Source organism: Amycolatopsis sp. NPDC004747 (assembly GCF_053601335.1).
Window position 1 is genome coordinate 26,274 of sequence record NZ_JBSGBQ010000030.1, and the last position, 13,501, is coordinate 39,774.

General features: G+C 72.4%; 12 protein-coding genes. 5 read left to right on the plus strand and 7 right to left on the minus strand.

Annotation, left to right across the window (positions count from 1 at the left end; all coding sequences use genetic code 11):
• Positions 1 to 34: 34 nt before the first annotated feature.
• Positions 35 to 490, minus strand: a complete 456-nt coding sequence (locus tag ACWEGE_RS35995; RefSeq protein ID WP_449664947.1) for a VOC family protein — start codon at positions 488 to 490, stop codon at positions 35 to 37.
• Between the two features lie 135 nt (positions 491 to 625).
• Here ACWEGE_RS35995 and ACWEGE_RS36000 point away from each other — a divergent pair, with 135 nt between their 5' ends.
• Positions 626 to 1,444, plus strand: coding sequence for a helix-turn-helix transcriptional regulator (locus ACWEGE_RS36000; RefSeq protein ID WP_449664948.1), 819 nt, complete (start codon positions 626 to 628; stop codon positions 1,442 to 1,444).
• Here the strand turns inward: ACWEGE_RS36000 and ACWEGE_RS36005 are convergent.
• Complete coding sequence (locus ACWEGE_RS36005) at positions 1,434 to 2,768, minus strand: LVIVD repeat-containing protein (protein ID WP_449664949.1); 1,335 nt, start codon at positions 2,766 to 2,768, stop codon at positions 1,434 to 1,436. The genes ACWEGE_RS36000 and ACWEGE_RS36005 overlap by 11 nt on opposite strands.
• Positions 2,769 to 2,874: 106 nt before the next feature.
• Here ACWEGE_RS36005 and ACWEGE_RS36010 point away from each other — a divergent pair, with 106 nt between their 5' ends.
• Positions 2,875 to 4,323, plus strand: coding sequence for a peptide ABC transporter substrate-binding protein (locus tag ACWEGE_RS36010; RefSeq protein ID WP_449664950.1), 1,449 nt, complete (start codon positions 2,875 to 2,877; stop codon positions 4,321 to 4,323).
• Positions 4,320 to 4,901, plus strand: a complete 582-nt coding sequence (locus ACWEGE_RS36015; RefSeq protein ID WP_449664951.1) for a nucleotidyltransferase domain-containing protein — start codon at positions 4,320 to 4,322, stop codon at positions 4,899 to 4,901. Before ACWEGE_RS36010 ends, ACWEGE_RS36015 begins: the two co-directional genes overlap by 4 nt.
• 66 nt (positions 4,902 to 4,967) lie before the next feature.
• Here the strand turns inward: ACWEGE_RS36015 and ACWEGE_RS36020 are convergent, their stop codons facing one another.
• Entirely contained in the window at positions 4,968 to 5,846 is an 879-nt protein-coding gene (locus tag ACWEGE_RS36020; RefSeq protein WP_449664952.1) for a LysR family transcriptional regulator, read from the minus strand.
• A 71-nt stretch (positions 5,847 to 5,917) separates the two neighbouring features.
• Here ACWEGE_RS36020 and ACWEGE_RS36025 point away from each other — a divergent pair, with 71 nt between their 5' ends.
• Positions 5,918 to 6,937, plus strand: a complete 1,020-nt coding sequence (locus ACWEGE_RS36025; protein WP_449664953.1) for an SDR family oxidoreductase — start codon at positions 5,918 to 5,920, stop codon at positions 6,935 to 6,937.
• A 100-nt stretch (positions 6,938 to 7,037) separates the two neighbouring features.
• On the opposite strand, the gene ACWEGE_RS36030 is transcribed toward ACWEGE_RS36025, so the two are convergent.
• Positions 7,038 to 8,036, minus strand: coding sequence for an AraC family transcriptional regulator (locus tag ACWEGE_RS36030; RefSeq protein WP_449664954.1), 999 nt, complete (start codon positions 8,034 to 8,036; stop codon positions 7,038 to 7,040).
• Positions 8,037 to 8,059: 23 nt separating this feature from the next.
• Positions 8,060 to 8,794 carry an SDR family oxidoreductase gene (locus ACWEGE_RS36035; RefSeq protein WP_449664955.1) on the minus strand — a complete coding sequence of 245 codons (735 nt, stop codon included), beginning with the start codon at positions 8,792 to 8,794 and terminating at the stop codon, positions 8,060 to 8,062.
• Between the two features lie 21 nt (positions 8,795 to 8,815).
• Here ACWEGE_RS36035 and ACWEGE_RS36040 point away from each other — a divergent pair, with 21 nt between their 5' ends.
• Positions 8,816 to 9,448, plus strand: coding sequence for a class I SAM-dependent methyltransferase (locus tag ACWEGE_RS36040; RefSeq protein WP_449664956.1), 633 nt, complete (start codon positions 8,816 to 8,818; stop codon positions 9,446 to 9,448).
• Between the two features lie 48 nt (positions 9,449 to 9,496).
• Here the strand turns inward: ACWEGE_RS36040 and ACWEGE_RS36045 are convergent, their stop codons facing one another.
• A complete protein-coding gene (locus tag ACWEGE_RS36045; RefSeq protein ID WP_449664957.1) occupies positions 9,497 to 11,401 on the minus strand; it encodes a S8 family peptidase in 1,905 nt (634 codons plus the stop codon).
• Positions 11,402 to 11,778: 377 nt separating this feature from the next.
• Positions 11,779 to 13,170: a dihydrolipoyl dehydrogenase gene (gene lpdA, locus ACWEGE_RS36050; RefSeq protein WP_449664958.1), complete on the minus strand. Its 1,392-nt coding sequence runs from the start codon at positions 13,168 to 13,170 to the stop codon at positions 11,779 to 11,781.
• Positions 13,171 to 13,501: the final 331 nt, after the last annotated feature.

Genomic DNA, 13,501 nt, shown 5'->3' on the forward strand with positions numbered 1-13,501 from the left:
GCCACCGGGCCGGACCGCGGCGGCTTCCGGTGGCTCACCCGAGGCGCTCGGACAGCTCGAACATGTTGCCCCACGGGTCGCGGAAGAAGGCGAGCCGGGCGCTGATGTCGGCGATCTCGAACGGCGGGTTGACGATCTCGACGCCGCGTTTGCGCAGCTCGGCCAGGGTCTCGTCGACATCGGCCACCGACAGGCAGACGTGGTTGTAGCCGTTGACGGCCAGGCTCGCGTCGACGTCGCCGAACCGTGGCTGGGCCGCGGCGCCCGGGCCGCCGAGGATCTCCAGGTGGAAGTCGTCCTGGGCGGGCGGCAGCACGTAGGCCAGTGTCAGGTCGCCGTACGGCCAGACCTGCAGGACGCGCCAGCCCATCGTGTCGACCCAGAACGCGCGGGCCGCCTCGAAGTCGGGGTAGCGGATCCCGGTGTGGTGCCCTCGCATGGAGGCGAACGGCGACTCGGAGTCCTGCGGCGGGGTGGCGGGCAAAGGCATGTTTTCTCCGGAGAACGCGGTGATCGGACGCCTTCCATTACGGCCGGTCCCGGCCGCCGGGTGAAGGCCGGTGGTGGCCCTGCCAGTACCACCCGGACCGTGCCCGTGGCGGTCTCGCGGGGCGATAATCCGATCATGACGACCGGTGCCGAACTGCGCGGCTTCCTCACTTCGCGGCGGGCGGCGCTGTCCCCCGGGGACGTGGGCCTGCCCGGCCCGTCCGCGAGCCGGCGCGTGCCGGGGCTGCGCCGCGAAGAGGTCGCCGGGCTCGCCGGGGTCAGCGTCCACTACTACGTCAAGCTCGAGCAGGGCCGCGCCGGGAACGTCTCCGGCCAGGTGCTAACCGCGATCGCGCGGGCCCTGCGGCTCGACGACGTCGAGACCCGCTACCTCCGCTCGCTGCTGCAGCCCGGCCGCGACGCCGTGCCCGCTCCGCCGCGCGCCCGGCCCGCGTTGCGGTCGATGATCGGTGCCTTGACCGTGCCGGCCGTGATCCACGGCCCGCACCTGGAGGTGCTCGCGATCAACCACGCCGGCAAGGCGCTGCTGGACGACTTCGAGGCGATGCCGATGGCGGACCGCAACACGGCGAAGTGGATGTTCCTCGCCCCGCGGGCCCGGGTGGTCTACCGCGACTGGGCGCGGATCGCCGCCGACGTCGTCGCCGTCCTGCGGTCCGGCCCCGCCGACGACGCGCTGGCCCGGCTCAGCGGCGAACTCCGCACGCGGTCGGCGGAGTTCGCCGCGCTGTGGGCGGAGCACCGGGTGGCCGAGCACCAGCACGGCGTCAAGCGGTTCTTCCACGAGGCCGTCGGCGAGCTGACGCTCAACTGGCAGACCCTGCACCTGCCGGACAGCCAGGGGCAGAGCGTCATCGTCTACAGCGCGGACACCGGGTCGCCGTCGGAGGAGAAGCTCCGCCTGCTGGCCGGCCGGACGGCGGCTACTTCGTGAGCTGCAGGACGTCCACGCCGCGGGTGTTGTCCGCGACGTAGACGTACTTCCCGTGCCAGTACGGCGCCCACGCGCTCGCGTCGGCCGGGCGGTAGTAGGCGATCTGGCGCGGGTTCGTCGGGTCGCTGACGTCGAGGAACCGGGTGCCCTGCGCGTAGAACGACTGCACCAGGACCTTGCCGCGGACGTCGAAGTAGTGCGCGGAGCAGTCGTCCGAGGCGGGGTCGCTGCCCTCCTGGCCGTTGACGCTCCACGTGCCCACGCTCTCCAGGCGGAAGGGCTTCTCCGGCGTCGAGCGCCAGCCTTCACCGTGGTAGGAGCCCTTCAGCGACGAGATCGTCAGCACGCCGTCGCCCGCGCAACCGTCGACGAAGTTCTCCTCCGTCGCGTAGATCAGGTCCTGGCCGCGCCACGCGCCGTCACCGATGCGGTGACCGGCCGGGTGGAAGCTGTTGTGCATGAACCGCGACGGCGCCGCCGTCTCGGCGATGCCGCCGCCGGCGTACGGGATCGGCTCGTGCGCCGTCGCGCGGCGGACCTTGTTCGTCAGCGGGTCGCGGTGCACGCCGTTCGTCCAGTAGCCGCGGACCCCGCCGCGGCCGGACACCCAGGCCACGCCGTCCGCGTCGACCTGCACGTCGTGCACGTAGTCGGTCTTGCCGTCGTTGCGGGCCAGCTCGATGGGCTGCGGGTCGACCTTCGGGTGCTTCGGGTCGCGGATGTCGGTGACCCAGATCGGGCGCCCGCCCCAGTCGGCCGGCTGGTTGTCGGCCTTCGCCGGGCCGCCGGTCCACAGGTAGCGGCAGCCGTCGACGCAGCTGGTCGTGTGGCCGGCAGGCACCTGGACGTAGCTGAGGATCGCCGGGGCCTCGGGCTTCGAGACGTCGACGACGTAGATGCCGGACTCGCCGGTGTGCGTGGTGCCGCCGTACGCCCGCGGGTCGCGCGAGAGGAACACCAGCTTGCGGTCCTGGTCGACCTCGGTGTCCTCGGTTTCCCACAGCCCCGGCAGGCTGACCTGCCCGACCAGCTTCGGCGCGGCCGGGTTCTTCGTCAGGTCGTACACCTTGAGCCCGAACTCGCCCGACACGACCATGACATCGCGGCGGCCGTAGTCGAGGAAGTTGATCGAGATGGCGCCGGCGGCGTCGGGCACGCTGCCGACCGCCTTGACGTTCTTGATCGCCCCGGGGTCACCCGCCGTGCGGGCGGCCGGGGTCGCGGGCTTGTCGTCCTCACCGCAGGCCGCGGCCGGGAGCCCGGTCGCGACCAGCGTGGCGCTGACGGTGACGGCGGCGAAGCACGACCGCAACCAGATGCGCACGCGAAACCTCCCAGAACGCCGGCGAGCGTGACCCACCGAACGGTACGACGGAGATCAACCGGACACAAGCGCCTTTCGTTGCCTTCCGACTGATAAGACTTTGCCCATGCGCCTGCTCGTCCTGCTCCTCGCCGCCGCTCTCGCCGTCACGGGGTGCTCCGGGGCCGATCCCGCGCGGCCCGGGGTGCTGACCGTCGGCATCCGGGAGCCCGCGACGCTGCTGCCCGCCGACCTCGACGACCAGGCGGGCCGGCTGGTGACCGGTGCGCTGTGGACCCCGCTCGCCGACTACGACGCGGCGTCCGGCAAGGTCACGCCCCGCGCGGCGGCGTCGATCGAGAGCGCCGACCGGGTGCACTGGACGGTCAAGCTGCGGCCGTCGGCGTTCCACGACGGCACCCCGGTCACCGCGCAGTCCTATGTGGACACCTGGCGGGTGGTGGCGGAGTCGCACTGGGTCTCGTCCCCGGTGCTGACGAAGCTCCTGCGCGCCCGCGAGATCAAGGCGGCCGCCCCGGACACGATCGCGCTGACCCTCGACCGGCCGTCCGGCCAGGTCCCCGCCCTGCTGGCCGCGCCGGGCCTGGTCCCGCTGCCGGCGTCGGTGCTCGCCTCCCGCGACTGGAACGGCTTCGCGAAGGCGCCGGTCGGCAACGGCCCGTACCGGCTCGACGGTGGCTGGCAGCCGGGCTCGGGCGGCACGCTCAAACGCGTCGGCACCACCGGCAAGGCCGAGGAGATCGAGCTGCGGGTCGGCGAGCCGGCCGCCCAGTACGCCGCGGTCAAGGCGGGCACGCTCGACCTGGCGACCGAGGTGCCCGGTGCGCAGCACGAGGCGATGCACGGTGACTTCGCCGACCGCCACGCGACGTGGGCCCTGCCCGAGGCGGGCTACCTGGCGTTCCCGGTGGCGGATCCCCGCTTCGCCGACGCGACGGTCCGCCACGGCTTCGCCCTCGGCGTCGACCGCGCGGCGTTGGAGGCCGGCCCGCTCGCGTACCAGGTCGACCCGGCCAAGGCCCTGCTGCCGCCCGCGGACGCGCCGGGTGCGCGTTCGGGCACCTGCCGCCCGTGCAGCTTCGACGCGGCGGCGGGCAAGGCCCTGCTGAAGCAGGCGGCCTTCCCCGGCGGCGCCACTGTCTACTTCGGACCCGGCGCGGAGGCGTGGACCCGCACCCTGGTGGTCGGGTTGCACAAGGCACTGGACGTTTCCGTGACGGCACAGGCCGTCCCGCGCACGGACCGGCTCGACGGACCGTCCACTCTGGACGCCAAGCTGGTCACCGGGAGCCCGTACGAGCTGCTGTCGCTCTTGGCGGCGGAGTCGGGTTACGCGGACGACGTCTTCCGCCAGAACCTGGAACTGGCCGACGCGGCGGCCACCCCGGAGGAGGCGGGCGAGCTCTACCGGCTGGCGGAGAACCAGCTGCTGCGCGACCTGCCGGTGGCACCGCTGTGGTCGGGCCACGGCCACGCGATCTGGGCCCCACGGGTCCACGACGTGACGGCGACGCCGTTCACCGGACCGGTGCTCGCGGGGATCGGCGTCTCGTGAGCTGGGACCCCGCACCTCTGCCCGAAGTGGCCGGGCTGTTCTCGCGCGTGGGCGTGCCGTGGTGGATCGCCGGCGGGTACGCGATCGAGCTGGCGGTGGGCCGCAAGTTCCGCGAGCACGCCGACATCGACGTCCTGTTCCTCCGGCGCGACCAGCTCGCGATCCAGGAGGCGCTGCCGTCGTGGGAGTGGTGGGCGGCGGACCCGCCGGGCACGCTGCGCCCCTGGGCCCGCGGCGATGTCCTCGGCGACGAGGTCGACGACGTGTGGTGCCGCCCGTCGGCATCCGCACCGTGGCGGATCCAGATCATGCTCGACAAGGCCGAGGGCGACGCGTGGGTCTCGCGCCGGAACCCCGCGGTGCGCCGGAAAATCGCATTGCTCGGCCGGCTCTCGGCCGACGGCATCCCGTACCTCGCACCGGAGGTGCAGCTGTTCGCCAAGGCGCAGGACACCCGCCCCAAGGACGAGCGGGATTTCGCGGCGGCCCTGCCGGTGCTCGACCCAGCTCAGCGGAAGTGGCTGGCGGAGGCGCTGGAAACGACCTACGTCCGGCACCCCTGGATCGGCCGCCTCTAGCGTCACGCGCCAACGGCCGGCCGCCGCTCGGACCAAGCGGGTCGCCGAAACGAACCTCGACCGTCTTCACACCGTGGCGTGCGCCACGAGTGTCTCGATGAACGCCCTGGTCAGCGGGTCCGCGGCCCCGCGGGTGTAAGCCGTCAGCGTGCGGCGGATCGGCTCGCTCGGCCGCAGCACCCGGCCGTCGAACCGGGCAGGCAGGACGTTCGCCGGGACCAAGGCCGGCCCCAAGCCCGCGGCCGCGAGGATCGGCGCCGCCGCCGTCTGCTCCGTGCGGACCGCCGCCCGGGGGCGGAAGCCCGCCGCCGCGCAGGCCGCGTCGACCAGGTCGGCCAGGCCGTTGCCGGTGGCGTAGTGCACCCACGCGCAATCCGCCAGCGTCGCCAGGTCGACGACGCCGGTTTCGTCGCCTTCCGTGGCGCCGTCCGCCGGCAGCACCACGACGAACTCCTCCACGCCCAGCTCCCGCACCGGGCCCGCCCAGCCGCCCGGGTGCGGGCCGAGCGCGAGGTCGGCCTCGCCGGCGGCCATCGCCTCGCGCAGCTCGTCGGCGTGCCGGAACTCGATCAGCCGGACGTCGACCTCGGGCCGGTCGCGCCGCCACACCCGCAACGCCGGCGGCAGCACGCCGAGGCTGACCGAGTACACCGTCGCAACCTGCAGCTCGCCCGCCGTCGTCCCGGACGCGAGCCGGGCCGCGCAGCGCGCGCGTTCGGCGTCGGCCAGTGCCGCCCGCGCGTGCGGCAGCATCGCCCGGCCCATCGGGGTGAGCCGGACCGCGCGGGGCAGCCGTTCCAGCAGCGGGCCGCCGAGGCTGCGCTCGAGGGCGCGCATCTGGTGCGACAACGCCGGCTGCGTCACGTGCAGCTGCTCGGCGGCACGGGTGAACGAGCCGGTGTCGACCACCGTGACCAGGTACTCGAGCTGCCGCAGGCTTGTCATTACCTCAGCTTATCGACAAGGTGACAAGCAAGCCTTGGACTTATCTTCGGGACCCGCCCAGCCTGAGAAGCATGGAACGCAAGACAGCCTTGGTCGCCGGGGCGAACGGCATCATCGGCAGGAACCTCGTCGAACACCTGCGGTCCGACGGCGGCTGGGACGTCGTCGGCCTCTCCCGCCGCGGCGGCCCGGGGTCGATCGCCGTCGACCTGCTCGACCCGGCGGACACACGCGCGAAGCTCGCCCCGCTGACCTCGGCGACCCACCTCTTCTACGCCGCCTACCAGGACAAACCGACCTGGGCCGAGCTGGTCCCGCCCAACCTGGCGATGCTGACGAACCTCGTCGACGCGGCCGAGGCGGCGGCGCCGGGCCTGGAGCACGTCAGCCTGATGCAGGGCTACAAGGTGTACGGCGCGCACCTCGGCCCGTTCAAGACGCCGGCGCGCGAAACCGACGCCGGCCACATGCCACCGGAGTTCAACGTCGACCAGCAGCAGTTCCTCGAACGGCGGGCGGGCACCTGGACGTGGTCGGCGATCCGGCCGTCCGTGGTCGGGGGCACGGCGCTGGGCAATCCGATGAACCTCGCGCTGGTGATCGCCGGGTACGCGGCCATCTCGAAGGAACTCGGGCTGCCGCTGCGCTTCCCCGGCAAGCCGGGCGCCTACGACAGCCTCCTGGAGATGACCGACGCCGGGCTGCTGGCGTCGGCGACGGTCTGGGCGACGGGACACGAAGGCGCCTTCAACATCGCGAACGGCGACCTGTTCCGCTGGCGCGAACTCTGGCCGGAGCTGGCCGCCTACTTCGGCCTCGACGTCGCGCCACCGCTGCGGATGTCGCTGGCGGACGTCATGGCGGACAAGGGTCCACTGTGGACATCAATGCGGGAGAAGTACGGCCTGACGGCGTCCTACGCGGACGTTTCGGCCTCGTGGGCGTTCGGCGACTTCGTGTTCGGCTGGGACTACGACGTGTTCGCGGACACGTCGAAGGCACGCCGGGCGGGGTTCCACGAGTACGTCGGAACGGAGCAGATGTTCTTCCGCCTGTTCGACGAGTTCCGGAAGGCCCGGGTCATCCCCTAGCGCGGTCCGTAACCGTCCATGCCGGCACACACCCCCTGGCCGTGCCGGCATGGACACCCCCCAGGCGTCGTCCAGCCTACGGACGACGGGCGCTCGCCCTCTATCCGTTATCCGCCGAAGGGTCCGCGCGTACCGGCTTGCCGGACCGGCGCGGAGCCGGCGCGGCGGTACGGGACGGCAGCTGCCCGTACGCCTCGTGGTAGTAGGCGGCGAACCGGCTCAGATGCGTGAAGCCCCAGCGGGTGGCGACCTCGGCGACCGTTCCGGACGCGGAACCGTCCGCGATGCGCAGCAGGTCCTGGTGCACCCGGTCCAGCCGGACCCGCCGCAGGTAGGCCGCCGGGGTGGTGCCGAAGTCGATGCGGAAGCGGTCCTGGAGGGTGCGGGGGCTGACCCGCGCCGCCGCGGCCATGTCCGCGACCGACACCGGCTCGCCCGCATGTTCCTCGCAGTACGCCATGGCCCGCCGCACGGCACGCGGCAGCGCCGGATGGGCGTACGCGGGCAGGGCGGCGCAGTGGTCGTGCGGCTGGAGGTCCACCAGGCCGTGCACGAGGACCTGCTCGAAGTGCGCGGCGGCCAGCGGCGACCGGGCCGCCAGCGGCGACGCGCTGAACCGTGCGAAGGCCCGCGCGGTGTCCAGCCACGCGGCCATCGCCGGGTCGCCGTCCGCGAGGCCGGGGTCGAACCGCAGGGCGGCGGCGGGCGGTTCACCGGTCTGCGCGGCGACCGCGTTGTCCACCACCGCCTGCGGCAGGAACAGGATGAGGGTGTCCGAGCGGGCCGAGAGGGACATGCCCAGCGTCATCCCGGGCCCGGCGATCGAGCAGGGCGACGTGACTTCGCGGCCCGCCACCCGGACCGAGCCGGCCCCGGCGAGCGGCAGGTGGACGTTGTAGAAGTCGGGCAGTTCGCCGGCCGCGACATCGACCGGGCGGCCCCAGCCCAGCTCGTACAGCGCCAGTCCCTGCCGGTGCAGGCGGCGGAACCGGCCGGGCGCGGGATCCCCGCGGCCGACGCGCAGGCCGTGGGGCGAGAACTCCTCGGTCACCACCTCGTCGAGTGCCTCGACGTCGGTCCCTTCGAACAGCATCTGCATCGCGTTTCCCCCCGGAAATGCGGCTAGCCGCGGCCGATGAAGGGCATCGTCGTCGCGGTGATGGTGAGGAACTGGACGTTGGCGTCGAGCGGCAGGCCCGCCATGTACCGCACGGCGTCGGCCACGTGCCGGACGTCGAACGTCGGCTCGGCGAGGACCCGGCCGTCGGCCTGGGGGATGCCGGCGGCCATCCGTTCGGTCATCTCGGTGGCGGCGTTGCCGATGTCGATCTGCCCGCAGGCGACGTCCCAGGCCCGCCCGTCCAGTGAGATCGACCGCGTCAATCCGGTGACAGCGTGCTTCGTCGCGGTGTAGGCGACGCTCGCGGGCCGGGGCGCGTGGGCGGAGATCGAGCCGTTGTTGACGATCCGGCCGCCGCGCGGGTCCTGCTCCTTCATCAGCCGCACGGCTTGGCGCGCGCACAGGAACATCCCGGTGAGGTTGACGTCGACGGTCCGCTTCCAGTCTTCGACGGACAGCTCGGCGACGGTCCCGCCCGCGGCGATCCCGGCGTTGTTGAAGAGGAGGTCGAGCCGCCCCCAGCGGTCGCGCACGGCCGCGAAGAGCGCCTCGACGGCTTGCTCGTCGGAGACGTCGGTGGGCACGGCGAGTGCGTTCTCGAAGCCGGCGGCGGTTTCGCCGAGGGCTTCGGGCCGCCGCCCGGCCAGCGCGACCTGGTAGCCGTCTTCGAGCAGGGCCCGCGCCACCGCCCGCCCGATGCCCGACCCCGCTCCGGTGACCACCGCCGTCTTCGCCATCCCGCCTCCTAGACTTCGCCCATGGGACTTCGCGAGGGATTCCGGGCCGGGCTCGCCCGGCAACTGGGCCACCCTAGCGGCCTGCGGGGCCGGATCGTGGGCACGATGCTCAACCGCCGCAACCGCGATCCGGTCACCGCGGCCGTCGCGGCACTCGGGCTCGAGGCCGGGGAAACGGCGCTCGACATCGGGTTCGGGGGCGGCCTGGGCCTCGCGCTGCTGCTGCGGAGCGCCCGCACCGTCCACGGTGCCGAGATCTCCACGACGATGCTCGAGCGGGCCCGCCGCACCTTCCGGCGCGAGATCGCGGAAAACCGGCTGCACCTGCACGAGGGATCGATCACCGCGCTGCCGCTCGCAGCCGGCTCGGTCGACGCGGCCGTCACCACGAACACCGTCTACTTCGTCGACGACCTCGACGGCGCGTTCGCCGAAGTGGCGCGGGTGCTGAAACCGGGCGGCAGGTTCGTGCTCGGCATCGGCGACCCGGAGCTCATGAGCCGGGCACCGCTGTTCACCGAACACGGCTTCCGGATCCGCCCGCTGGCCGACGTCGAGGCCGCGCTCGCCCGTGCCGGGCTCCAGGTGCGCCGCCACGAGCGGCTCAGCTCCGGTGAACTCGTCTTCCACCTGCTGGTCACCGGCCCGGAATGACGCAACGGGGGCCCGGCGCACGCCGGACCCCCGTTGCGGGAACCGTCCTTACTTCGCCGCCACGCCGAGCGCGGCCAAGGCCGGACCGGCCATGATCACGCCGCTGCCGGTCACCGTGTCGAAGCCCGGCGCGCCCAGGTCGATCGACGAGGAGACCAGGGCCGTGCGGATTTCGGCCGGGGTGGCCGTCGGCTTGCCCGAGAGCAGCAGGGCCGCGATGGCCGCCGCGTGCGGGGCCGCCGCCGACGTCCCGAAGAAGGGCTGGAAGCCCGTCACCGACGTCGCGACGCCGTCGGCCGCGGTGATGTCCGGCTTGTTGCGGACCGTGCCGCCGGTCGAGGACACGTTGCCCGGGGTGATCGCGGTGCCGTCGGCGTTGTAGAACAGGCGGCGCTTGCCGTCGGAGGAGAACCGCTCCCACTTGCTCGACGCCGTGTACTGGCCGGGGTACGGGCCGGCCGGGTTGGCCGGGTCACCGGTCTCCAGCGGGCGGGTGAAGGCGCCCGCCGCGGGCGCGGCCGCCACGCTGAAGGCGTTGACCGCGGCCGAGTGGCCGTTCGTGACGCCGTTGGTGCTGAACGCCTTGAGCGAGCCCGAAGCCACGAACCGGCCGCGGATCACGTTCAGCGCGATGAACCGGTCGGCGCCGCTGTACTTGACGACCGCCACCTTGTAGCCCGAGCCGCTGGTGGGCACGGAAGCGATTTCGTACGGGTTCTGCGAGCCGGACTGCGCGTTTTCGCTGGAGGCCACGACACTGCCCGAGGAGTTCAGGATGAACAGGTCGTAGTCGTTGGCGGACTTGCCCCACGGGTCGGACCAGAACAGCGTCACCGGGCGGCCGAGCGAGCCCGCGGAAAGCGCGTCGAAGTTCTGCGTGGTGCTGCTCGGGTCGAAGTCGTGCGGGGTGCCGGTGACGCCGCTGATCCTCGACGACGAGGCCCGGAAGTCGCCCTCGTAGTAGCCGCTGGTGCCGTCGGTCGCGTTGCCCGAGTTGCCGGCCGAGGAGAAGTAGAGCGCGCCGGCCGCGGTCACGTCGTTGACCGCCTGCGCGACCTGCGTGTCCTGGAACGGCGACTCGTCGAAGTAGGAGACGTCGTCGACGATGATCTGGCAGTTGCCGGTGCTGCGCAGCGCGCGGATGTTCGCCGCGAAGCTGGCCTCGCTGGTGAACGCGGTCGCGAAGCCGAGGGCCGCGTCCGGCGCGAGGTCGTGGATGATCTCGAGCATCGCGGTGCCCTCGTCGCCGCTGCCCTTCTGGCCGGACAGGACGTCCACCGCGGGCAGCTCGCCGGCGGCCTGCGACTTCGACAGGGAGTCGACGCCGTCGGAGAGCACGCAGACCTTCACGCCGGAGCCGCTGACGCCGTAGGTGGTGCGGGCGGTGTCGGCGCCGTGCGCCTTGTCCCCTTCGGACACCTGCGTGGCGGCGGCGGCCCGCTTGGCCAGCGCCTGGCGGAAGTCGCGGTTGCCGGGCTCGCTCCAGGTGGTGGCCTGCGCGGCCGGCTTCACCTCGGTGACGTCGGCCCGGCCGGCGATCGCGTCCAGCGCGGACAGCGGCAGGTCGGCGCGGACGGCACCGTCCGGCGCGGCGTAGCGGACGGTGCCGCCCGCCGCCTTGACGGCGTTCGCGACGGCTTTGCCCTGCGCGGCGATGTCGACCGAAACGGTGCCGGCGTTGCTGACGCCGACGCCTGAGCGGTATTCGGGCAGCTTCGCGGCCAGCGACCGGTCGGCCCGCAACCGCTTCTCGACGACCAGCTGGCTCGATTGCTTGCGCTCGGCGGGGCTCAGGCTCTTCTTGATGCTCTGCAGCGCGTTGATGCCCGCTTCGGTGCGCGCGGCCGCAGCGTCCACGGTGGACGGCTGCGCCGCCGAGATCCCCGTGGTCAGCAGCAGCGCGCCGACCGTCAGCGGAACCGCCTGCGCGGCGACCCGGCTGAATCTCACCATCGATGTCTCCCTGTGGTACTCGGCCACTCGACCGAATGACACCCGACTGGGTGTAATGGGGAGAATCTAAGGAGTGACCGGCCCGGATTCCAGCGACCAAAGTCGGGAACACCCGCCGGTCCACATGCTGGAACGAGCCCCGGCCGCTCAGGAAAACGTGAGAACTATTTCCCGGGCACGCGCGGCCAGCCGAGCTTCAGGTGCGGAGGCCGGCCACGAGAGCCGGCGGAAACCGCCGGGCCGGCGCAAAGCGATTAAGTGTCCATTTTAGACAGACGCGCGATCGCTCTCGCGCGCGTCGCGGCCATCCGGCCTTCGTCGCCGCCGGCACGATCCCGGCGAAACCCGAAGGCGCGCCGGGACCGGCTTCGGCGTCCCTACATGTTGATCATGTGACCGGCGAGGCCGTGGATCGCTTCCTTCACCGCTTCGCCCAGCGTCGGGTGGGCGTGGACGTTGCGCGCCACCTCGTGCACGGTCAGGTCCCACTGCTGGGCCAGCGTCAGCTCCGGCAGCAGCTCCGTCACGTCCGGGCCGATCAGGTGCCCGCCGATCAGTTCGCCGTACTTCGCGTCGCTGATCAGCTTCACGAAGCCGGCCGCGTCGCCGAGGCCGTGGGCCTTGCCGTTGGCCGTGAACGGGAACTTCGCCACCTGGACGTCGAACCCCTTCTCGCGCGCCTGCTCCTCCGTCCAGCCGAAGCTGGCGATCTGGGGCTGGCAGTACGTGGCGCGCGGGATCATCGGGAAGTCGAGTTCCATCGTCTCGGCGCCCGCGATCGTCTCGGCCGCCACCACGCCCATCGACTCCGACGCGTGCGCCAGCATCAGCTTCGCCGTGACGTCGCCGATCGCGAAGATGTGCTCGACGTTCGTGCGGCCGCGGCCGTCCACGGCGATCGCGCCGCGCTCGGTCAGCGCCACGCCCGTCTTCTCCAGGCCGTAGCCTTCGACGCGCGGCTGGAAGCCGATCGCCTGCAGCACCTTGTCGGCCTCGAGGACCTGCTGCCCGTTCTTCTCCGAGGACACGGTCACCCGCACGGAGGAGCCCGAGTCGTCGATCGACTCGACGCGCGTCGAGGTCAGGACCTTGATGCCGAGCTTGCGGTACCGGCGCGCCAGCTCGGCCGACACCTCGGCGTCTTCCAGCGGCACCATCCGGTCGAGGAACTCGACGATCGTGACGTCGACGCCGTAGTTGTGCAGCACGTACGCGAACTCGACGCCGATCGCGCCCGCGCCGGCGATCACGATGCTCGACGGCAGCTCGCTCGAGAGGATCTGCTCTTCGTAGGTGACGACCCGCTCGCTGCGCGAAGTCCCCGGCAGCAGCCGCGTGGTGGCGCCGGTGGCGATGACGCAGTGGCCGAAAGTGATGCGCTCGCCGTTGACCTCGAGGGTGTGGTCGTCGACGAACGTGCCGTGCCCGTCGAACTCGGTGATCTTGTTCTTCTTCATCAGGAAGTGCACGCCCTTGACGCGCCCCTCGGCGACCTTCCGGCTCCGCTCGTACGCGGCCGTGTAGTCGACCTTGATCGGGCTGTCGGAGGAGATGCCGAACGCCTTCGCCTCCTGCGTGACGACGTGCGCCAGCTCGGCGTTGCGCAGCAGCGCCTTCGACGGGATGCACCCGACGTTCAGGCAGACACCGCCCCAGTACTTCTCCTCGACCACCGCGGCGCTCAGCCCCAGCTGGGACGCGCGGATCGCCGCGACGTAGCCGCCCACCCCGGCCCCCAGCACGACGACATCAAAGTGTTGTGCACTCATGCCTCGAAACTACCCTTCCGGGCAGGGGCCGGCGGGGTGACCCGGGCCTCACGCGCCGGCCCACGCAACCACCGCGACCAGCGGCCCGCCCAGCCACCTCGGGCAGCGGGGGCGCCATCTGTGGCCGGCCGCGAGGAGGCATCCCTGCCGAGCCATCCACGCCCGGCAACCGCAGCGCGCGGCACGCCGGGGCACCTCAGGCCGCCGCAAGCGCCTCAAGCCACCAAACACCGCCCCCGGCGGCGGCGCGGCAACCAAGGCTGCCCAGCCTCAAGCCGCCGAACACCACCCCAGCGGCGGCGCGGCAACCAAGGCCGCCCCAGCCTCAAGC

Coding starts and splice junctions, on each gene's coding strand:
- ACWEGE_RS35995 (WP_449664947.1), bottom strand. CDS start 490: ATGCCTTTGCCCGCCACCCCGCCGCAGGACTCCGAGTCGCCGTTCGCC.
- ACWEGE_RS36000 (WP_449664948.1), top strand. CDS start 626: ATGACGACCGGTGCCGAACTGCGCGGCTTCCTCACTTCGCGGCGGGCG.
- ACWEGE_RS36010 (WP_449664950.1), top strand. CDS start 2,875: ATGCGCCTGCTCGTCCTGCTCCTCGCCGCCGCTCTCGCCGTCACGGGG.
- ACWEGE_RS36020 (WP_449664952.1), bottom strand. CDS start 5,846: ATGACAAGCCTGCGGCAGCTCGAGTACCTGGTCACGGTGGTCGACACC.
- ACWEGE_RS36025 (WP_449664953.1), top strand. CDS start 5,918: ATGGAACGCAAGACAGCCTTGGTCGCCGGGGCGAACGGCATCATCGGC.
- ACWEGE_RS36030 (WP_449664954.1), bottom strand. CDS start 8,036: ATGCAGATGCTGTTCGAAGGGACCGACGTCGAGGCACTCGACGAGGTG.
- ACWEGE_RS36035 (WP_449664955.1), bottom strand. CDS start 8,794: ATGGCGAAGACGGCGGTGGTCACCGGAGCGGGGTCGGGCATCGGGCGG.
- ACWEGE_RS36040 (WP_449664956.1), top strand. CDS start 8,816: ATGGGACTTCGCGAGGGATTCCGGGCCGGGCTCGCCCGGCAACTGGGC.
- ACWEGE_RS36045 (WP_449664957.1), bottom strand. CDS start 11,401: ATGGTGAGATTCAGCCGGGTCGCCGCGCAGGCGGTTCCGCTGACGGTC.
- lpdA (WP_449664958.1), bottom strand. CDS start 13,170: ATGAGTGCACAACACTTTGATGTCGTCGTGCTGGGGGCCGGGGTGGGC.